15 protein-coding genes and 1 riboswitch are annotated in these 21,399 nt (G+C 45.8%); of the genes, 13 read left to right on the plus strand and 2 right to left on the minus strand.

Features of this window, described 5'->3' with window-relative positions; translation table 11 throughout:
- From VIP81_RS12905 to VIP81_RS12915, 3 genes are all read left to right on the plus strand, one after another.
- On the plus strand, positions 1-2,935 hold a 2,935-nt coding region (locus VIP81_RS12905; protein ID WP_331960994.1), incomplete at its 5' end, for a SusC/RagA family TonB-linked outer membrane protein.
- A gap of 26 nt (positions 2,936-2,961) precedes the next feature.
- Positions 2,962-4,602 carry a SusD/RagB family nutrient-binding outer membrane lipoprotein gene (locus tag VIP81_RS12910; RefSeq protein ID WP_331960997.1) on the plus strand — a complete coding sequence of 547 codons (1,641 nt, stop codon included), beginning with the start codon at positions 2,962-2,964 and terminating at the stop codon, positions 4,600-4,602.
- A 165-nt stretch (positions 4,603-4,767) separates the two neighbouring features.
- Positions 4,768-5,730, plus strand: coding sequence for an endo-beta-N-acetylglucosaminidase H (locus VIP81_RS12915; RefSeq protein ID WP_331961000.1), 963 nt, complete (start codon positions 4,768-4,770; stop codon positions 5,728-5,730).
- A 204-nt stretch (positions 5,731-5,934) separates the two neighbouring features.
- Here VIP81_RS12915 and zwf read toward each other — a convergent pair whose 3' ends face one another.
- Both zwf and VIP81_RS12925 read right to left on the minus strand, forming a co-directional pair.
- Positions 5,935-7,440 (minus strand): glucose-6-phosphate dehydrogenase, encoded by a 1,506-nt coding sequence (gene zwf / locus VIP81_RS12920; RefSeq protein WP_331961003.1) that lies wholly within the window; start codon positions 7,438-7,440, stop codon positions 5,935-5,937.
- A 154-nt stretch (positions 7,441-7,594) separates the two neighbouring features.
- Positions 7,595-9,346 (minus strand): glycoside hydrolase family 9 protein, encoded by a 1,752-nt coding sequence (locus VIP81_RS12925; RefSeq protein WP_331961006.1) that lies wholly within the window; start codon positions 9,344-9,346, stop codon positions 7,595-7,597.
- A gap of 147 nt (positions 9,347-9,493) precedes the next feature.
- Here VIP81_RS12925 and VIP81_RS12930 point away from each other — a divergent pair, with 147 nt between their 5' ends.
- From VIP81_RS12930 to VIP81_RS12975, 10 genes are all read left to right on the plus strand, one after another.
- Entirely contained in the window at positions 9,494-10,096 is a 603-nt protein-coding gene (locus VIP81_RS12930) for a Crp/Fnr family transcriptional regulator (protein WP_331961009.1), read from the plus strand.
- A gap of 85 nt (positions 10,097-10,181) precedes the next feature.
- Positions 10,182-10,967 carry a sterol desaturase family protein gene (locus VIP81_RS12935; RefSeq protein ID WP_331961012.1) on the plus strand — a complete coding sequence of 262 codons (786 nt, stop codon included), beginning with the start codon at positions 10,182-10,184 and terminating at the stop codon, positions 10,965-10,967.
- Positions 10,968-11,259: 292 nt separating this feature from the next.
- Positions 11,260-12,576 (plus strand): ethanolamine permease, encoded by a 1,317-nt coding sequence (gene eat, locus VIP81_RS12940; RefSeq protein WP_331961015.1) that lies wholly within the window; start codon positions 11,260-11,262, stop codon positions 12,574-12,576.
- On the plus strand, positions 12,573-13,931 hold the full coding sequence (locus VIP81_RS12945) for a glutamine synthetase family protein (protein WP_331961018.1): 1,359 nt from the start codon (positions 12,573-12,575) through the stop codon (positions 13,929-13,931). Before eat ends, VIP81_RS12945 begins: the two co-directional genes overlap by 4 nt.
- Positions 13,932-13,941: 10 nt before the next feature.
- On the plus strand, positions 13,942-15,078 hold the full coding sequence (locus VIP81_RS12950) for an iron-containing alcohol dehydrogenase (protein WP_331961021.1): 1,137 nt from the start codon (positions 13,942-13,944) through the stop codon (positions 15,076-15,078).
- Positions 15,079-15,080: 2 nt separating this feature from the next.
- Positions 15,081-15,791, plus strand: a complete 711-nt coding sequence (locus VIP81_RS12955) for a gamma-glutamyl-gamma-aminobutyrate hydrolase family protein (RefSeq protein WP_331961024.1) — start codon at positions 15,081-15,083, stop codon at positions 15,789-15,791.
- Entirely contained in the window at positions 15,788-17,152 is a 1,365-nt protein-coding gene (locus VIP81_RS12960; protein ID WP_331961027.1) for an aldehyde dehydrogenase family protein, read from the plus strand. The genes VIP81_RS12955 and VIP81_RS12960 overlap by 4 nt, the downstream gene beginning before the upstream one ends.
- Before the next feature lie 169 nt (positions 17,153-17,321).
- A riboswitch (cobalamin riboswitch) is annotated at positions 17,322-17,531 on the plus strand.
- Between the two features lie 181 nt (positions 17,532-17,712).
- Positions 17,713-18,843, plus strand: a complete 1,131-nt coding sequence (locus VIP81_RS12965) for a DUF5074 domain-containing protein (protein ID WP_331961030.1) — start codon at positions 17,713-17,715, stop codon at positions 18,841-18,843.
- A gap of 484 nt (positions 18,844-19,327) precedes the next feature.
- Positions 19,328-19,921 carry an RNA polymerase sigma factor gene (locus tag VIP81_RS12970; RefSeq protein ID WP_331961033.1) on the plus strand — a complete coding sequence of 198 codons (594 nt, stop codon included), beginning with the start codon at positions 19,328-19,330 and terminating at the stop codon, positions 19,919-19,921.
- Between the two features lie 116 nt (positions 19,922-20,037).
- Entirely contained in the window at positions 20,038-21,045 is a 1,008-nt protein-coding gene (locus tag VIP81_RS12975) for a FecR family protein (protein WP_331961036.1), read from the plus strand.
- Positions 21,046-21,399 lie beyond the last annotated feature (354 nt).

Raw genomic sequence — 21,399 nt, forward strand, 5'->3', positions numbered from 1 at the left:
GGATGCCAAAGGAATGCCGCTCATAGGCGTGTCTATCCAGGTAAAAGGTACTACTAAAGGCACCATGACCAATGTGGAAGGTGGTTTCAGCCTGTCTGTCAATCCCGGCGATGTGTTGATCATCAGCTTCATTGGTTACGAATCCAAACAGATCACCGTAGGCAGCGATGCCAATATACACGTGACCCTCGCTATTGAAAACAGCCAGCTGGGCGCAGTAGTGGTAACCGCACTGGGTATTAAAAGATCCGATAAATCTATTACCTATTCCACCCAGCAACTGGATGGACTGGAACTGACCAAAGCGAAAGATCCCAACCTGGTGAATACCCTGAATGGTAAAGTCGCTGGTTTAACGATTTCTTCCAGCAGCTCCGGCGTAGGTGGTTCCGCCAAAGTAATTCTGCGTGGTAATAAATCAGGGCTGGGCAGCAACCAGGCACTGTACGTGATCGATGGAGTGCCGATGAACAATACCATTACCAATCAGCCTACCAGCGTATACGGTGGCAGCATGTCGTATGATGGCGGAGATCCGATCTCTAACCTGAACCCGGAAGATATTGAAAACATTTCCGTACTGAAAGGCGCTTCCGCTGCAGCACTGTATGGTAGCCAGGGCGCCAACGGTGTGATCATTGTTACCACTAAGAGTGGCAAGGCTGGTCGTACATTGATTAACTTCTCTTCCGGTTTCAATATTACGCAGGCAGCCTACAAACCGGAATTTCAGAACCACTACGACACCACAAAACAAGGTTCTGCACAAAGCTGGGGAGACAAAATCAACGGCGCACCCGATAATTTGTCTGCCTTTTTCCAAAATGGCACCAACTTTACGAATGCTATCAGCTTGTCTGCCGGTTCCGAGAAAATGCAAACCTATTTCTCTTATGCCAATACCTCCGCCAACGGTATAGAGGATGGCAATAAACTGGGCCGTCATAACCTCACATTTAAAGAAACAGGACGCTTCCTGAATGATAAGCTGACCGCTTCCGCAGATGTGAACTATATGACACAGAAGATTGATAATACACCGCTTTCCGGTTTGTATTTCAATCCACTCACCGGTTTATATCTCTTTCCACGCGGACAGGATATCAGACCTTATAAAGACCAGTTTGAAAAACCAGATCCTTCCAGGAACTTTCTGAATGTACAGAACTGGCCTTTTGATGAAGATATTCAGCAGAATCCATGGTGGATCCTCCACCGCAATACCAACAGTCTTACCCGCAACAGGATACTGGCCAACGCCAACCTGAAGTATGATATCAATTCCTGGTTGAATGTACAGGCAAGAGGAAGTATTGATCGTATCGCGGATGTATATGAACAGAAAATATACGCCAGCTCACAAAAAGCGGTAGCACCTGCCAATGGTTTATATAATTACAACAACAGCACTACCACACAACAGTATGGGGATCTGATCGCCAACTTCAATATTCCGGTTAATGATTTCAAAATTACCGGTGTGGTAGGTGGAAGTATCCGTGATGTAAAAACTACCGGTGTTTTCCTTAACTCAGGACAAGACGGTTTATATATACCAAACGTTTTCACCATTCAGAATATTAAAACACTCAATGGTCGTAATTCCGGCACACAGCTGGAAAATCACGGACAATGGCAATCTGTTTTTGCCAGCGCCAACATCGCCTATAAAGAGTGGTTGTACCTGGATCTGACAGCGCGTAACGACTGGGCATCGAACCTGGCATTTACACCACAGATGTCTTACTTCTACCCTTCTGCAGGTTTGAATGTGATGCTGAGCCAGCTGGTTAAATTACCACAGCAGATTACTTATGCTAAAGTACGCGGCTCCTATGCGATAGTAGGCAACTCTCCTTTAGCGTACCAGAGTAATCCAGCCCCCAATACTTTAGGTACTGGTGGTACCCCTATTGTTAGTGTAGCGGCACCTTTCCGCACACTGAAACCCGAAAAAACAAAATCGCTGGAATTAGGTACCGAATGGCGTTTCTTTGACAGCAGGCTGAGTATAGATCTCACTTACTATAAAACAAATACTACTAACCAGACGATGCAGATTAATGCACCGAATGCCACCCTCTTTGATACTTATTTCATTAACGCCGGTAACATACAAAACCAGGGTGTGGAAGCGGTATTGCGATATGATGTATTGCGTCATACCAAACTGCAATGGAACACGGGAATCAATTTTGCTACGAACGACAATAAAATCATAGAATTATCTCCGTTATCAGACCGTTTCACCTTGAGCGGTGCTTCCGGCGCCAACTATGCTTCTCAGTTTAAAGTAGGTGGTTCCTTCGGTGACATTTATGGTACCGTATTACAACGTGATGCACAAGGCCGCGTTATGATTGACGGAAATGGCAAGCCAATTAAACAAGGCGGAGATATGGTGTACCTGGGCAATGCCAATACCAAATGGCAACTGGGCTGGAACAACAATTTTGTATACAACAACTTCACTTTCTCTTTCCTGATTGATGGTAAGTTTGGCGGCAAGGTAATGTCAGTTACCCAGGCAATGATGGACTACTACGGCGTTTCAAAAATCAGTGGTGACGCCCGTGATGCCGGTGGTGTTAAAGTAAATGGCGTAGATCCGAATGGCAAAGAAGTAACCTCCGTAAATGCACAGGATTGGTATTCTGTGGTGGGCGGCAGAGAAGGTGTATCAGCGGAATACTTATACAGTGCTACCACCATCAGATTAAGAGAAGCCTCCTTAGGTTACACGGTACCGGTGACCAATTCATTTTTGAAAACACTGAAGTTTTCACTGACAGGTCGTAACCTGTTTTATTTCTCTAAGAAAGCGCCATTTGATCCTGAGCAAACCATGTCCACATCAAACGGACTTGGCGGTGTAGATGTGTTTATGTTACCAGCTACGCGTAGTTATGGTCTTACATTAAATGCTTCTTTCTAAATCATTCACGCAAAAACTGACAAACGATGAAATTTCCAAATAAAATGCATGGCTACAAATCCCGTTTATGGGTAGCAGTAGCATTGCTGGTGGCCGGACTGAGTGCATGTACAAAAAATTTTGAAAGATACAATACCAACAATAACGGCGTATCGGAAGATCAGCTGGCCGCAGATTTCAACAATCTCGGTTTATATCTGAAGTCTGCCCAGATGGCTATTTACAATTTCTCCGGCGGCGGTGATCCAAACTCTTTCCAGGTACAACAAAATCTGAATGCAGATTGTTTCTCCGGCTATTTCATGTCGCCAAATCCATTTGGTGGTAATACCAATATGAACTACGGCCTGGTGAGTGGCTGGAATGGGGAAGCCTATAAAGTAGGTTACCTGAGCATCATGTCGCCTATAGCCAGGCTCCGGAAAACAGGTATTGAAAACACCTATCCGGCAGTATGGGCAGTAGCACAAATTTTACAGGTAACGGGCATGAGCCGTGTAACGGATACCTATGGTCCCGTTCCGTATAGCCGTGTAGGTGAGTCTGGCACCGTTCCTTATGATAGTCAGCAGGATATTTATAAACGTTTCTTCCTGGAACTGGATAGTGCCAGCACTTTATTACGCGCCCAGATCAGCAGTGGTACTGCGCTCCCATTTGATTTCGGCAGCTTCGACCTGGTGTACAATGGTAACTTTACACAATGGTTAAAATTTGCCAACTCACTTCGTTTACGCCTCGCCGTACATATTGCCGAAGCCGATAAAGTACTGTCAAAAACAGAAGCGGAAAAGGCCCTGAATCCTGCTAACGGTGGTGTATTGACAGATAATGCCGATAACATGATGGTAAAGGTAACCGGTGATTTCACCAATCCGCTGGTATTTATTGCCCAAAACTGGGCAGATACCCGCGTTAATGCCACCCTGCAGTGTTTCCTGACAGGTTTCAATGATCCGCGTGTAGGAAAGTATATGGATAAATCAACCGATCCCGCTTTCCCTGCACGATATATTGGTATCCGTATGGGTAGCATCACCGGTGCTAATGATAAGAAAGATTATGTTGGCTATTCTTCTATTAACACCAACGACGGTACGGCGCCTTCCTTTACGCTGAAAACACCTGTGCAGTTAATGACGGCTGCAGAAGTATATTTCCTCCGGGCAGAAGCGGTATATCGCGGCTGGTCGAACGCCGGCGGATCGATGCAACAATTATATGAACAGGGTATTACCACTTCTATGGCACAGTGGAAAGTAGTGCCGGGTGGTTATCTTAACAATGATACCAGCCGTCCTGCTCCTTCTGTCGATCCTAAAAAGCCTGGTGATACCATTGTGAACCCATCTAAGATTACGATCAAATGGGATGATGCTGCGAAAGATAGCGTAAAACTGGAACGCATCATTACACAGAAATGGCTGGCCATGTTCCCCGAAGGACAGGAAGCATGGACGGAATTCCGCAGGACCAGTTTTCCGAGATTATTCCCTGTGGTACACAACAATAGTGGCGGTACCATTTCCACTTCAGTACAAATCAGGAGATTGCCTTATCCGCAAAATGAATACAATACCAATCCCGGCACCGTAGCAAAAGGTGTGCAATTGCTGAACGGACTGGATAATGGTGGTACCCGTTTGTGGTGGGATACCGGCAAATAAAATAATATCACATTCCCCGGTGGCTGACTATGTCGTCAGCCACCGGTTATATAAAATTCAACGTTAGCCTGAGCATAGTCCCCAACAAATCAGTCCTGAGATCCGTTAGCCAGGAAACCCGTAACCAAAACTGAACCCTGATTATTTAACATCAAAAATGTTGTTATGAAAACAAGATTCCACTCCTGGCGGCTAATAGCCGCAGGTACTGCCGCTGCCGTTACCCTACTCTTCGCAGCGGCCTGTCAGAAAGAAAATCAAAAAAGTATTGCCCCTTCGGATGTCGCCAACGGCGGCCGAAAAGTCAGCACAGAAACTGTTACCAAAGCTGGTGGTAAATCTGTTTGCTATGTAGAAGTAAACAGCAACAGTTTACTGAATACCGGCAAATACACCTTAACCACTGGTGGGCAGCAACTGTTTGATATCGCCATCATTTTTGCGGCGAATATCAACTACAATACCACCACGCACAAAGCAGTGTTGTACAACAATCCCAATGTATCTAATGTACTGGTGAACAAGGCCACGCAAATAGTGCCGTTGCAAAACAAAGGCATGAAAGTATTGCTGTCGATACTCGGCAATCACCAGGGCGCCGGCTTCTGTAATTTTACCAGCAGAACCTCCGCCCATGCGTTTGCACAACAACTCAGCGACACCGTTACGTATTATGGTTTGGATGGAATTGATTTTGATGATGAGTATGCAGACTATGGCAACAACGGTACCACGCAACCCAACGACAGCTCCTTCGTGATGCTGGTAGATGAATTGCATCAAATAATGCCTACCAAGATCATTTCTTTTTACTACTACGGTCCGGCTGCTTCCCGGCTATCCTGGGGTGGCAAAAAAGTAGGCGACATGGTCAACTACAGTTGGAATGCTATTTACGGTTCTTATTCCGTACCCAATGTAGCCGGACTGGCGAAGAGTCAGTTAGCACCGGCAGCAGTAGATATTCAGAGTACCAGTCAGAGTACTGCCAACTCGCTGGCTACACAAACGAAGAATAATGGCTATGGCGTGTACTTGTGGTATAACCTGACCAGTACCGATAAGCATACTTATTTTTCGGGGGTATCGAGTATCTTGTATGGAAGTAATGTAACGTATACACCGTAAGTACGCGATTTTTTGTCTTTCCCAGGATTATACTGATTTAGATGATTTTCACGATTTTGTTTTTACAGGATTAAAAAAGATTAGCGAAGATTAACATCATGTATTTTTAGTCTTCGCTAATCTTTTTTAATCAAAAAATCAAAAGATAAAAATCGTGAAAATCATCTAAATCAGTATAATCCTGGGAAAGACAAAAACTCGCGTTTACTTTATACTCTCTTCTCTCGCCGATAAGCGGAACCAGTCTTTTGCATAAGGCTTTAACAAGGCCGTAGCAGCGGTAGGTCCCCAGGTACCTGCTTTATATAAATGCAGTTCTTTAGCGGGATATTTTTTCCAGGTATCTACAATAGGCATCACCACTTTCCACGCGGCTTCTACCTGGTCGGCGCGCATAAACAGGGTGGGATTACCATCCAGCACATCGAGCAGCAACGCTTCATATGCTTCCGGGATGGTTTCGGTGTATGATTCCTGGTAGGTGAAGTCCATTTCTACCGGCTTCAGTTTCATTTTGAGGCCGGGCACTTTACTTTCAAACAACAGGCTTATTTCCAGTTCTGGTTGTATGCTGATGATTAGCCTGTTTGGCGTGAGGTCATCTTTAAAAATTTTATGGGGAGAATCTTTAAACTGTACTACTATCACCGACGACTGCACAGGCATGGATTTGCCGGTACGTAAAAAGAAAGGAACGCCTTTCCATCTTTCATTGTCAATGAATAAGCGTGCGGCAACAAAGGTTTCGGTATTGGAGGCAGACAGCACATGTTCTTCCTTACGATAAGGCAGACGTGGTGTTCCGTGTACATTACCGGCGGTATATTGTCCGCGGATTACGTTTTTAAGCACCTGTGCCGGCGTATAGGGGCGGATGGCTTTCAGCACTTTTACTTTGGCGTCACGAATCAGTTCTGATTTATAAAACTCCGGGGAGTCCATAGCTACAATGCACAGCAGCTGCAACAGGTGATTTTGCACCATATCGCGTAAAGCGCCGGCGCCATCGTAATAGCCACCCCGTTTGCCTACGCCCACTTCTTCGGCCACGCTGATCTGCACATGATCGATATATTTTTTATTCCATAGTGGTTCAAATACGTAGTTGGCAAAACGGAATGCCATAATGTTTTGTACCGCTTCTTTACCCAGGTAGTGATCTATGCGATAGATTTGCTTTTCTGCAAATCGTTTCGTTAAAAAGCGATTGAGTTTTTTAGCGGTGTCGAGGTCGGTACCAAATGGTTTTTCCACTACGATGCGATCAAGGCCATCACGGTTACAGAGGTTATGTTTGGCTAAGCCTTCTGCTATGATTTCGATGAAGCGGGGTGCCACGGCAAAATAAAAGATGCGGGTACTGCTTTTCTTCTGCTTTTTCTCGAAGGCATCCAGCTTTCCTTTCAGCCCTGTGTAGGTTTCTGCTTTCAGGAAATCGCCCTGCAGATAGTTAATGTTTTTAGCAAATCCTTCCCATTCTTTTTCGTCGGCCTTTCCGTTCCGGCTAAACTCGTTGATACCTGCGAGCAGGTCCAGTTTAAAAGCAGCTTCATCTTCTGCCAGAAAATCCACACAATAGATGGTGAATACGGGCGGAAGGTGCTTGTCTGTGTACAAATTATAAAGTGCCGGAATCAGTTTTCTTTTTGTCAGATCCCCTTTAGCGCCGAAGATGGTGATAGCGGCGGGGATTATTTTTCCAGGTTTCATCGAAGCATCGGTTTATAGTCCTGTAATTTAAGCATCAATTCCCGGAATATGGCAATACAATTTTGCCCGCGAGGTATACCATCTTCTCAACCGGTACTGATGGGGAAGATAGCAACCTACATGGCAACAGTTTTTTTTACAATATGAATGGGCCTCAGCGTTTGTGCACGTAGCCGGCGGCTTGCTTTAAGGCTTCGATGCCATTGGCCAGGTATACCATGGGGGCATTCCAGTTGATGGCGATTTCGTTGGAAGCATATGCCTGGTCATGATCTATATAGGCTGTTTCCGGCGCTGTAAACAGGTAGTGCACTTTATCCTGCATGCCGGGGTTAGGCCCTGCTACCAGCAAGCCGGGAACGGGATCTACGATCCCATCAGCCACCGAAGGGCGATGATGCGGATGCATGGGGGATTGTGTACCCGTGCCGGTTAAAAAGGAGTAGTAGGTGGCATTGCGGCCCAGCAAATAATCGAGGTTGGTTAATGCGCCATTGATATACTTCCGGTCACGGGTAAGCCTATACGCATTTAGTAGCAACACCCCTTCGTTGGCGGCAACGGAATTACTGCCCCAAATAAAATCGCGGGCAGATTGTCCCATGACGGTCCGGAAAGCGCTGCTGCCAGCCTTTTCCAGATAAGTGTTGGCTATATCGAGTACGCGTGTACGCATGAACGTTACCGTGGCCGTAGTGCTGGCTGGTAAATTTTTCGCGCGCAGCATAGCATAGTATCCCAGCATAGCTACATCCGCCCAGGCTGGCAGATTTACTTTATCAGACATATGCTGTTCCACGATAGTGAAGTATTGGGGATCGCGGGTGGTGATATATAACTCTGCTGCTGCCCATAACCATTCATCATTAAAATATTTATCACCATAGGGCCCGGTGGTGATAGCCGGGAGATATGTTTTATTCAACGCTTCCTGGTTATACGCCAGCGATGGAAATGCCTTAGCCCATGCCCAGGCTTTGGCGGCCGCTTTGTGGCAACTATCTGCCAGCTGCGGATTAAACGGCTTCAACACCCGTGCTGCCTGTGCTGTTACAGCGGCAAAGTCCAGTGCAGCCGCAGTGCCTTTGGCTACCACATAGCGGGGGGCTTTGGTAACACCCGGCATCACCATACCATCGAAGACAGCATTGGTACATTTATTATACACGCCACCATCTGCAGGGTCCTGCATGGTAAGCATCCAGCGGAGATTGTACATCACCTCGTTGAGGAGGTCCGGTATGGCATCGGCGCTCTCGGGAATATTCGTGGGTAGTTGTTTAAAGTAATCGGGGAAATCTTCATAGGCCGCCAGCAGCGTGCCCATGGTGATGCCGGAGTTTACGATGTATTTGTTGTAATCTCCTGCATCATACCAGCCACCCGGTGTAGCGATCACGGTACCTTCCGGACGTACCGTGCTGGCGGCGCCGGCATGCACCAATACCTGCGTGTCCGGATGCCCGGCGGGCCGATGCCATTTGCCGGCGAAACGCGCTTCCAGCGGCATGTCGGAACGCTGGTAATAGTATCCTTTCAGGCTGGCTATACCAACAGGACGATGTACGTCGTTGCCGATCGTGAAGCTACGGGATTCCCCGGTAGCAGGCACGTATATAATGTAGCTGCCGGCAGTAGTCAGGGCGGAGAAGTCTGCGATCCTGGTTTTGGTAGCCGACCAGGCAGACGTTTTTTCTTCGCTTAATACGCCGCGGAAAACGGTATCCCGTTCCTTTATAATGTAGAAGGGATTGTTTGAAACCGGTATGGTCACCACCGCCAGTTTCGGCGCATAGGGGTAAAATCCTGCCTGATTTAACCGGATGGTGGTCGCCACCTGTTGCGCATACCCGGGAAGTGCCGCTGGTAGCAGCAGCAGGGAGAGTGCCACTTTATTTTTTAACATGGAATTTTAGTTTTAACCTGACTGTTAATATAATCGATTTTCCGGCATTATTATAGCGGATTCCCTTCTCCCGGAAATATACCGGCAAAACATACGGGGCTGCGGTTTCGGGGAATAAAACTTACATTAGCACCGCAGTAAATTTATATGAGCATTTCAAAAACCACCTTACAGCAATTATTATTTGAGTTAGCCGGCGTATTACCTGCCGATACCACCGCGCTATTTGCGATGACCCGGGAAGTGAAGCTGGAAGCCAATGAGGTCTACATCCGCGAGGGAGAAACAGAACGCCGCCTGGCTTTTATTGAACAGGGCGTGATGCGCGCCTATATTGTAAAGGATAACGGTGACGAAGCTACGTTGTTTCTCCGTTGGGAGGAACAATTTATTGCCTCACACGATACTATCATCAACCGGCAGCCCTCCCGCTTTATCTATCGGGCGCTGGAGCCTACCACCTTACTGGAAATGGATTATGATGTGCTGGAAGCAGTATTGAAAACCCATCCTGAATACGAGCCATTGCGGAATTTTTTCCTGATGCGCATGTTATCTGAATCGCTGAAGATGATGGAATCCTTTGTTACCCTATCTCCGGAAGAACGTTATCGTAACCTGCTCACGGAGCGGTTCGACCTGGTAAACCGCGTACCTGATAAATATATTGCCTCCATGCTGGGCATTACGCCGGTGTCACTTAGCCGTATCAGAAAACGCATGCATAACAAAGGAAAACGTGGAAATTAACCTTTGTTAAGATCGGAAATTATCCTTTGTTAACGGCATCTGCCCTACCCCTGCGCTACATTTGGGTCATAAAAATTCATGGCGTATGGACCCGATAGTAACGGCTGCAGGTAAGATTTTCATTTATTCCGCTCTCCGATATTTTGCACTGGCAGGTATTCCCTTCCTGTTATTTTACCTGCTGCTACCCAACAAACTTAACCGGTTTAAGATACAGCAGAAGCTGGCTTCCAAAAAGGATTTCCTGCGGGAAATATGGTATTCTATGCAAAGCACATTAGTATTTACCTGCATTACCATGGTATTGTTATTTACGCCACTGCGGCAGTACACGATGATTTACGATCAGCTGTCGGACTTTCCGCTGTGGTATGTAGGCGTGAGCGTAGTGCTGAGTCTTATTGTACACGACACCTATTTCTATTGGATGCATCGGATCATGCATCATAAAAAACTGTTTAAGCTCACGCATGTAGTGCATCACGAAAGCACCAACCCATCTCCCTGGACTTCCTATAGTTTTCATATGGCCGAAGCCGTTGTAGAAGGCGGTGTGTTAATAGTGATCGCATTTGTGATGCCGTTGCATCCTTTGTCTATACTGCTTTTCACCGTGAGCGGCTTTATCATCAATGTATATGGACACCTGGGCTACGAGATCATGCCCCGCTGGTTCCGCCATTCCTGGGCGTTTGAAGTATTCAACACTTCTGTACATCACAACCTGCATCATAAAAAATTCAGGGGTAATTATGGACTTTACTTTCGTGTATGGGACCGCGTTATGGGTACCGAACACCCTGACTATGTAAAAGAATTTGACCGGGTACAGGTAAGCCGTTTTAGTGAGCCGTTGGTAGCTAAGTATTAGCTGAATAGTGGGCAGGACAATATGTTCCCCGCAAGCGTATTTTCCCGCAAAGGCGCAAAGCAGCAAAGCAGCAAAGATTTTGAAGCGAATTTTAAGCAAGCAAAATAGTTTGTATAATCTTTGTTCCTTCAAAATCTTTGCTGCTTTGCGTCTTTGCGGGAAAAATTGTGCTCAGGTGTGGGTATATGCCTAAAGATAAACGACTGGCTCTTAAAATTCTCCACCAAAATACTTACTTAAATAATATTTTATTTTATGTTATATTACGGAACACACAATCGAGATCTTTCTAATGACACAAAACAAGGGCTTAAAGAAAACACTGACTCCCTTTATGCTGTGGGGGCTTGGAGTAGGATACGTAATTTCAGGAATGTACTTTGGCTGGAATCTTGGACTTGAAAAAGGTGGCACCGGGGGTATGGCCATTGCCACCCTTGTGATCATGGTGATGTATGTAACCTTTACATTCAGTTATGCCGAACTGGCCTGTGCTATTCCCAAAGCAGGCGGCGTATTTGATTATGCCAACAGGGCTATGGGCAAAAATATCGGCTTTATTGCGGGTATTGCCCAGGTAGTAGAATTTATATTGGCGCCTCCCGCCATTGCTTTCGCCATCGGCGCTTACTTCAATGCTTTTTTCCCACAGGTACCGATACTGGTCAGTGCTATTGCTATCTATTTTGTGTTTACCGCCCTGAATGTATATGGTGTAAAAGCCGCCGCTTCGTTTGAAGTGATTGTGACTATTTTTGCGGTGGGAGAACTGTTGTTGTTTTCGGGCTTGTCTTTGCCTAAATTCGAGGTAGCCAATCTTACGCGCAATGCCTTTCCTAATGGCTGGGGCGGGGCTTTTGCCGCGATTCCTTTTGCCATCTGGTTTTTTCTGGGCATAGAAGGGATTGCCAATGTAGCCGAAGAAACAAAAAATCCACAGCGGGATATCAGCAAAGGTTTCGGCTGGGCGATCCTCACACTGGCTATATTATGTGTATTGATATTTATTGCGGCTACGGGTATTGCAGGCTGGGAAGCCATTGTATATAAAAACGGGATCAGTGGAGAAACTTCCGACTCTCCCCTGCCATTGGCGCTGGCTAAAATTACCGGCAGCAGTCACCTGATGTATCACCTGCTGATTACTGTGGGGCTATTCGGACTGGTCGCCTCTTTTCACGGGCTAATTTTAGCGGCGGGGCGCTCTACCTACGAAATGGGCAGGGTGCATAATTTACCGGCTTTGCTGGGCAAAATATCGCCCCGCTTTCATACGCCTGCCGATGCGCTGATCGGCAATATGGTGATTGGTATTTTAGCGCTGCTCTCGGGCAAAACAGCGGAGATTATTATCGTGTCTGTTTTTGGCGCGCTCACCTTGTATATCATTTCCATGGTGTCTATTATCATATTGAGAAAACGGGAACCGGAATTGCCTCGTCCTTTCAAAGTGGCTTTCTATCCGGCATTTCCGCTGATCTCGCTGGTGATCGCCACCATCTCTATTATTGCCATGTTCCTTTTCAACCCGTTGTTGGGAGGCATTTATTTTTCCATATTGGCCATCGCCTTTTTGTTGTACAAAATATTTAAACCCGCCAATACATGACTACATCAGACATATTAGCGTACGTAAAACAGCATCCCTCCGGTAAAGTAAAAGTGGCGGTGACAGATATTGATGGCGTATTAAGAGGTAAATACATTGCCGCAGAAAAGTTTGCTTCCGTAGTAGAAGGCAGACTTGGTTTCTGCGATGTGACCTTCGGCTGGGACATGAGCGATGTGGTATATGATAATGTGAAGTTCACCGGCTGGCATACCGGTTATCCCGACGCCACTGTAAAAATTGATCTCAGCACCTTTCGTAAAATTCCCTGGGAAAACGATGTACCTTTTTTCCTGGGAGATTTTGTACAGGAAGATGAGGCGCCTACCTACACCTGTCCAAGACAGCTGTTGCGTAAAGTGATGGGCGATGCCACTCAGAGTGGTTTTGTGCCTTATTTTTCGCAGGAGTTTGAATGGTTCAATTTTGCAGAAACACCGGATACGGCGCATCAGAAGCAATTCCGCGATCTTACGCCCTTAACACCGGGTATGTTTGGCTACTCTATTTTACGGAGTGCGTTGAAAAACGACTACATGAGCAGCCTGTTTGAACAACTGGTAAAATTTGATATTCCGGTAGAAGGTTTGCATACAGAAACGGGGCCCGGCGTATATGAAGCGGCCATTAAGTATGCTACCATTTTACAGGCAGCAGATCAGGCGGTGTTGTTTAAAACAGCCGTAAAAGAAATTGCCTATAAGCATGGGATACTGGCTACTTTTATGGCCAAGATCAATGAACATCTTCCGGGATGCAGCGGGCATGTGCACCAGAGCCTGTGGGATCTGGAAAATAAACACAATTTATTTTACGATGAGAAAGATGCGCGCAAAATGAGTGCGCTGATGAAAAGCTATATAGCAGGGCAGTTGCATTGTTTACCGCAGATTCTTCCCATGATCGCGCCTACCATCAACAGCTACAAACGCCTGGTAGAAGGCGCCTGGGCTCCTACTACCCTCACCTGGGGCATTGATAACAGAACCGTGGCTTTAAGGGCATTACCCGGTAATATAAAGGCCACCCGACTGGAAACAAGAGTAGTAGGATCAGATACCAATCCTTACCTGGCATTGGCTGCCTGCCTGGCTGCCGGCCTGTATGGTATCAGAAATAACCTGTTGCTCGAAAAAGAAGCCACCATCGGCAATGGGTACCGCGACACCTCAAATGGTGTATTACCACAGAACCTTCATATAGCCACCCAGCAAATGAAGGAGTCGGCACTGGCAAAAGAATTATTCGGGGCTTCTTTCGTGGAACATTTTACGCTAACGAGAGAGTGGGAATGGAAACAATACGCAAAAGCAGTCACCGACTGGGAATTGAAAAGATATTTCGAAATCATCTAAGCATCAGCATATGGCATTTCAGTACAATTTTCCAACGACCATCCGTTTCGGAGCGGGCGCAATCAAAGAATTACCTGCTTACCTGCAGAAAAACGGACTAAAAAGACCACTGATCGTCACAGATCCTACCGTGGCAGAACTCTCCTTTTTCAAAGGCATTGTGGCAGATCTTCATGCACATCAGTTTTCGGTAGAAGTATTCAGCGATATTCATAAAAACCCTGTCAAAAGCGACGTATACAAAGGCACCGCCGTTTGGGATGATACCAACCGCGACTGCATCATTGGTATTGGCGGTGGCGCGGCCATCGATGTGGCCAGGGCGATGGTACTGCGGGTGAATCACCGCGAAGACCTGTTTAAATACGATGACCTCATCGGCGGTGATATTTACGTTACCAACGATGTTCCTCATTTCATCACTGTTCCTACTACTGCCGGCACCGGCAGCGAAGTAGGCAGAAGTGCGATCATTGCAGATGATGAAACGCATCAGAAAAAAATACTCTTCTCTCCTAAACTCATGGCGAAAATTGTATTTGCAGATCCGGAGCTGACCATGGAACTGCCGCCCTTCATCACCGCGGCAACTGGCATGGATGCGCTCACCCATAACATGGAAGCATTCCTGGCAAAAAATCCACATCCCCTTTGTGATGGTATTGCGCTGGAAGGGATCTATCTCATAAATAAATCATTGGTAAAAGCCACCAACCGCCCCGACATAGAAAGCAGAAGTAATATGCTGATGGCTTCTATGATGGGCGCCATCGCCTTTCAAAAAGGATTGGGCGTAGTACACTCGCTGGCACATCCTTTGTCGTCCCTGCTGGATACCCATCACGGACTGGCCAATGCAGTGAATATTCCGTACGGAATGCAATTTAATATTGCCGGATTTGAAGATAAATTCCGCCGCATCGCCAGAACACTGGAGCTAAAAGAAGAAACCGGCGAAGCCGTGGTGCAATACCTGTTCGAGCTGAATGCACAGGTCAACATCCCCCATCATCTCCGGGACATTGGCGTAAAAGAAGCACACATCGAAACACTGGCAGACCTGGCCCTGGCCGACTTTGCGCATCCCAACAATCCTAAACCGGTATCCAGGGAAGACTTCAAACAGTTGTACCTAAATGCATTATAGACATGAAGAAAAAGATAGGGATCAGTCTTACGGAAGCCAGTGCCGCCAATTATGAAAACTGGTTTACGCCCGGCGATCTGGGCGAAGAGATAGAGCTGGTGATCCTCTCCTATCTCCTCAACAACGTGGAAGACATCAGCACCTGTGATGGTTTTGTATTAACCGGCGGCGTGGATGTACTACCATCTTACTATGGTGGGGCAGAAAATTATCCACACCAGCCTGCTCACTTTTCACCGGAAAGAGATGCCTTTGAAAAAGTGATCTACGAGTATTCACAACAACAACGCATCCCGGTACTGGGCATCTGCCGCGGCTTACAATACATCAATATCCTGGAAGGCGGCAAAGTGTATGAAGACATTGGAGAAGCGGCCAACCAAATACATAAAAAGGACGTAGTGGATAAAATACATGAAGTGCATATCAGGAAAGATACGCTGCTTCATACCATCACCGGCCTGGATACCGGACAGGTAAACAGCGCACATCATCAGGCCATTCATCCCGATCACCTGGGCCTCAACCTGATGGTCAGCGCCACTTCCGGCGACAACATCATTGAAGGCATTGAGTTTAAAGATAAAACAGACAAAGCATTTCTGCTTTGTGTACAATGGCATCCGGAAAGAATGCCAGAAAAGGAAAGCAATCCTCTCTCTCAAAAAATCAAAGATCAATTTATTCAAGCAGTAAGAAACCATTCAAAATGAAGATCGTCAATCCGGCTACCGCAGCAACTATCAAAACAATCCGGGATGACCTGGATACCAAACTTATTGATAAATACCTGTTCCTCAAACTGGGACAAGTCTATTGGGTAAAAGTTCCCCTGAGCGAGCGTATAAAAATCATCGGCAAGTTTAGTGCGCTGCTGGAGAAAAATATCGAGAAACTGGCCGCCATCCTTACTTCTGAAACCGGTAAGCCACTACAACAATCCCGCAATGAAATTAATGGCGCCAGAACCCGCATACAGTGGATGCTGGACAATGCAGAAAAATACCTGGCAGATGAATGGGTGACCAATACCGATACTTTAAAAGAAAAAATATCCTACGAACCACTGGGCGTGATCTGTAATATTTCTGCCTGGAATTATCCATATCTCGTAGGCGTCAATGTATTTATACCCGCGCTCTTAGCCGGCAATGCCGTATTATACAAGCCTTCTGAATATGCTACACTCACCGCCATAGAAATAGATAACTTACTGAAGCTGGCCGGCGTGGAAGAAAATGCATTCAAAGTAGGCATTGGCGGCAAAGCGGCTGGTGAAAAACTGCTGAACCTAAAATTTGATGGTTACTTTTTCACGGGCTCCTACAAAACCGGCAAATTCATTTATGAAAAAGTAGCGCCTAAAATGGTGCCCTGCCAGCTGGAGCTGGGAGGTAAAGACCCGCTCTACGTTACCGAAGACATCACCGACATTGACGCCGTAGCCGCTGCTACCGCCGATGGCGCTTTTTATAATAACGGGCAAAGCTGTTGTGCCGTAGAACGCATCTACGTGCACGAAAATGTATACGATGAATATGTAGCAGCCTTTGTAAAAGCAGTACGTTCCTGGAAGCTGGGGTTACCTACAGATGAAGGCGTATACTTTGGGGCATTAACCAGGTATGAACAACTGGAAGTGCTGGAAGAACAAGTGAAGGATGCGAAAGAAAAAGGAGCCACTTTAATACTTGGGGGCAAACGCATTCCGCATGAAGGAAATTTCTTTGAACCTACCATCCTCGTCAATGTGGACAACACCATGAAAGTGATGCAGGAAGAAAGCTTTGGTCCCATTATAGGCATCATGAAAGTAAAAACCGATAAAGAGGCCATAGAACTGATGAATGATACGGAGTACGGACTCACCGCTGCTGTATATTCCAACAGCCAGGAGAGAGCAGAAACCATTCTTTCTCAGGTAAACAGCGGTACCGGTTACTGGAATTGTTGCGACCGCGTTACAGCAGGGTTGCCATGGGCCGGTAGAAAACATTCAGGGATTGGCGCTACGTTGTCGCATCAGGGCATGCGTGCTTTTACGAAAACGAAGTCGTGGCAAATGAAAGGCTGATCATTTTTTCACTATGATATAACATCCATCCTGGCCCGCACCTTCCCGTAGGAAGGTCGGGCACCGGGGCCGGTAGTACCTAAACTACCCAGCACAGGAAAAGATGCGCCGATATTTTCCTCTTACACTGCGCTCACCTTTCATTTTGGATATTACTAATACTTCACGTACGTTTGCACCCACAATTGGTTCCGCCTCCGGGCGGATTAAAAGGGAATCCGGTGTAATACCGGAGCTATCCCCGTAGCTGTGATCCTGCATTCATTTTTTAATGAATCGATTTTCCGGATACTCCATACCACTGTCTGCATGTCCGCAGATGGGAAGGTTGCCGGAAAAGCAGGAGAGCCAGAAGACCTGCCAGCTGTGATCAATCATTCAGCGCTTTCGGGTGAAAGGCCAGGAATGTAAGCCTAACGGCATTATATTCTATTGTGTAAGTATTATTTACCCCTGAGGCGCCTGATGCTGGTGTATATCACCTGCTATTGCGTGTTATTTTTTTTCGGATTCAACATCCGGACCGGGAAAGGCATGTCATTAATCCAAATATCTATTATATGAAAAAACAGTTATTGTCCTCGTTGTTTGTAGCGTTTGCCCTGTTGGTGGCTTCCTGTACAAAAGAAGATGCATTACAACCGTCGCAGTTGCAAAAGCTGGACGCCAACAGTAAAACCGGTATCACCGCCTCACTGATCACCGGTAAATATGCAGATGGTTTCTTCATTGCCAACGAAGGATGGTTCGGCCATGGCACCGGCGATCTCCACTTCTATTCGTATAGTGGTGACAGTTTGGTGCAGGATGTTTATCACCTGGAAAATCCCACCGGCGCATTAGGTGGTGCTTCCAATACCCTGCAATTTGCGACCTTCTTCAACAATAAGCTCTACATCGTAGTAAAGGCAGGCGGACCGCTGGTGGTAACCGATGGCGGCAGCATGGTGGAAACAGGCCGTATCACTACCCTTCCTGGTAACGATGGGCATGCCTTTCTCGGGGTAGATGCTACGCATGGACTGTTGAGTGCCAGCGACGGCGTATATCCTATTACGTTACCTTCTCTCGCAGTAGGTACCAAAGTAAGTGGTGTAGCTGGTTATACCGGCGATATGTTAAAAATCGGCAGCTATGTGTTTGTATTATCTCAAACCGATGGTATCGTAGCGTTGAATAGCAGCACCTATGCGGTGGTGAAGAAATTTGGCGCCGCCTATCTCGCCTTTGCCGCCGGCAAAGATGGTGCAGTATACGCTACCAATGCCGATTCACTGATTCGCATTGACCCCACCACCCTGACACGCACGGCGGTGAAACTGGGTTTTACCGTACCGTCGCCATGGGGTGCATGGCGTCATGCAGGTATCACGGCGTCTACACAAGACAACGCCATTTTTATTGTGCGTAATGTGGGCTTTAGCGGCGGTACACAATTATACCGCTATGTGCTGGGCAATGCTGCTTCGCTGACTACCCCATTTATTACGCTGCCCTCCGGACAGTACTTTTATGGCGCAGGCGCTGCGTATAATAAAGAAAAGAATGAACTGGTAGTGACTACCATCAATGGATCTATGACCGGTAGTATTAACCGCGTATTGATTTATGATGCCACTACGGCTACCCTGAAAAAAACGCTGACATATAATGGTTGGTTTTTCCCGGCCATGCCTGTGTTTCATGAGTAACACGATGTAAAAAATAAAGCGTCGTTGGTCAGTGTGATCAACGACGCGCTGTTTATTCAAATTTGTAATTCATTTCCGGCGTATAAGGATCCATGTTATAACGTCTAACAATAAACGATTAACCAGCCAAATAAAAAAAATCCTACTCCCTGGCGAAAAAACACGCGAAATTCATCCAAATCGCCCCTCCCCCCGGAAACCAGCTCATCTATTTTAAAAACAACAATTCTGTACAGCCCGAACAGGCATACCTTCGAAATCCCGCGCCCATACTGCATCCCATCTCAACGCCTCGCTTACGCTGACGCCTCTGTATACGTCTATAACAATTAACAATTATACTTAATACGATTTTATTTATTAAATAATAATATTTGTTACTAATTTATACAGCAGAATAGATGGCCATTGCCTTTGGGAAACCTGGCTTTTTTCTAGCCATATAAATTGTATTCCACGATATGATTTATATAAAAGAAGAAATATGAATACACTAGATGCCGAATTGGTTGTACGGTTACAAAACCACGAAGTAAGCGCCTTTGATAGCCTATACTGGAAATATCACGAGGCGGTATACCGGAATATTTTCAAATTTGTGAAAGAAGAAGCGATCACAGAAGATATTCTGCAGGATGTATTTACACGCCTATGGGAAAAACGACAGGATATCCGGCCAGACCAATCTGTAAGCGGATGGTTGTTTGTTATCAGCTTTAATATGTGCGTATCTTTCGTCAGGAAAAAGCTCCGTGAACAGGCTTTCCACAAAAATATCTTCCAATCGGATGAAGATGATCCTGTAGCCATTGAGCGGAAAAACATAGACGAAGAACAATATCATTTGCTGGAACAGGCGATTTCAAAACTATCTCCTAAAAAAAGAACGATCGTTACCCGCTGTAAACTCGAAGGGAAAACCTATGAGGAAGTGGCCAATGAATTGAATATTTCCCGCAACACGGTAAAAGAACATTTGTCTGCCGCCATGATCAAACTCAACGACTATATGCAACGCAATGGAGACCATAAATATATTGTACTGCTCCTGCTCTTCTTAAACTACCATGATTCGTAATTAACCAGTCCTGTTTATATTATATTTAAATTAATATTTCTATTTTCTTAAAAAAGTTCCAAAAGAACCCACCCGTTTTAATCAACTGCGCGTATTTAGATTAAACCATCACGCTAGTGCCCAACAGAAAGGAATACCTCAGACAACTATTAAATAAGGAGAACTGGACTGCCGCAGAGCAGGAGTGGATGATGGAATACCTCGATGCCAATGATTTCAGTGAACTCGAAATAGTAGCAGCGGAATATTTTGAGAAAGACATCCTAACAGTAAAGCATATATTAGATAAGCGTCTGTCAGACCGGATGCTGAAAAATATCCATCAACGTATAGGCATAAGAGATAGTTCTTTCAAAGGCATTTTCAGGCTGTATAAACAGAAAATCGCTGCTGCCGCCGTCGTACTGCTACTGGCAGGCGCTGCAGGGTATATGCTGCTGCAACACCGGGTGAAACAAAAAGTATTTGCCACCAATGCAGAAAGACAAACCCTGCAACTACCGGACGGATCAGTGGTGTATCTTGAAAAAAATTCCAGTATTACCTTCCCGGAAGTATTTGATAAAAAAAACCGCGAAGTAACGTTGAAAGGAGAAGCATTTTTTGAAATCAACCATGATGCGAAACATCCCTTCATCATTTCTTCTTCTTTAATAAATACCACCGTACTAGGCACCTCCTTTAATATGGAAGTACACGAAGGCAACATCGCCAGAGTAGTGGTAGTATCAGGAATGGTACAGGTAAATACCAAAGAAGGTGGCTCACATAAAAATGAAGCACTGGTACTGACTGCCAACAAAAGCGCCGTATACCTGCCTGCATCGGAAGATCTGCAGTTAGTCGACGGCACCGACGATGCCAGGTTTTTTGCACAAAAAATGAGTGGCAAATTTATCTATAAAGGAGACCCGCTACTTAAAGTAGCAGCAGACCTGCAAAGATATTATAACGTGCCGGTGGTAACCGATCAACGGTCCGCCCGATGCAGTTTTTACGGATCATTCAACACGGCAGATGACCTGGATAAAGCACTTTCGATAATTGCTTTTTCCTTAGATGCCCGCGTGAAAAAAGATAATACCAACAACGGATATATCATTGTTGGAGGTAATTGCAAATGAGAACAAACGACCGCTATATCGTTAACCAAACATATTCAAGATGAAAAGCTGTTATCAACAACGCTAAACCAAAATTTAAAAGAACGAATCCATTAAGTCTGGTATACTATCCTGGTGACCTTTAGCCTGAATGAAATTCATGCTGGTTAATTAATTGATCAAATGCCGCCCATTTGATCATATGGCCGCCTATTGCCCATACTTACCAACATATAAACAAACCGTAGAATTAACTCAACCTAACTGAATCGTACATGATACAGATTACATCCTTATTGTCAGGCTAGCAATACTGTCATTATATGACTGATTAAAAACACCCTGCGCATGCAGAAGACCCTCTATTGTCCGGTT

This window comes from Chitinophaga sp. (genome assembly GCF_036566945.1).
In the GTDB taxonomy this organism is placed as follows: domain Bacteria; phylum Bacteroidota; class Bacteroidia; order Chitinophagales; family Chitinophagaceae; genus Chitinophaga.

What these genes read in the sequence shown, in the direction of transcription:
- VIP81_RS12910 (WP_331960997.1), top strand. Translation starts at nt 2,962, where the DNA reads ATGAAATTTCCAAATAAAATGCATGGCTACAAATCCCGTTTATGGGTA.
- VIP81_RS12915 (WP_331961000.1), top strand. Translation starts at nt 4,768, where the DNA reads ATGAAAACAAGATTCCACTCCTGGCGGCTAATAGCCGCAGGTACTGCC.
- zwf (WP_331961003.1), bottom strand. Translation starts at nt 7,440, where the DNA reads ATGAAACCTGGAAAAATAATCCCCGCCGCTATCACCATCTTCGGCGCT.
- VIP81_RS12925 (WP_331961006.1), bottom strand. Translation starts at nt 9,346, where the DNA reads ATGTTAAAAAATAAAGTGGCACTCTCCCTGCTGCTGCTACCAGCGGCA.
- VIP81_RS12930 (WP_331961009.1), top strand. Translation starts at nt 9,494, where the DNA reads ATGAGCATTTCAAAAACCACCTTACAGCAATTATTATTTGAGTTAGCC.
- VIP81_RS12935 (WP_331961012.1), top strand. Translation starts at nt 10,182, where the DNA reads ATGGACCCGATAGTAACGGCTGCAGGTAAGATTTTCATTTATTCCGCT.
- eat (WP_331961015.1), top strand. Translation starts at nt 11,260, where the DNA reads ATGACACAAAACAAGGGCTTAAAGAAAACACTGACTCCCTTTATGCTG.
- VIP81_RS12945 (WP_331961018.1), top strand. Translation starts at nt 12,573, where the DNA reads ATGACTACATCAGACATATTAGCGTACGTAAAACAGCATCCCTCCGGT.
- VIP81_RS12950 (WP_331961021.1), top strand. Translation starts at nt 13,942, where the DNA reads ATGGCATTTCAGTACAATTTTCCAACGACCATCCGTTTCGGAGCGGGC.
- VIP81_RS12955 (WP_331961024.1), top strand. Translation starts at nt 15,081, where the DNA reads ATGAAGAAAAAGATAGGGATCAGTCTTACGGAAGCCAGTGCCGCCAAT.
- VIP81_RS12960 (WP_331961027.1), top strand. Translation starts at nt 15,788, where the DNA reads ATGAAGATCGTCAATCCGGCTACCGCAGCAACTATCAAAACAATCCGG.
- VIP81_RS12965 (WP_331961030.1), top strand. Translation starts at nt 17,713, where the DNA reads ATGAAAAAACAGTTATTGTCCTCGTTGTTTGTAGCGTTTGCCCTGTTG.
- VIP81_RS12970 (WP_331961033.1), top strand. Translation starts at nt 19,328, where the DNA reads ATGAATACACTAGATGCCGAATTGGTTGTACGGTTACAAAACCACGAA.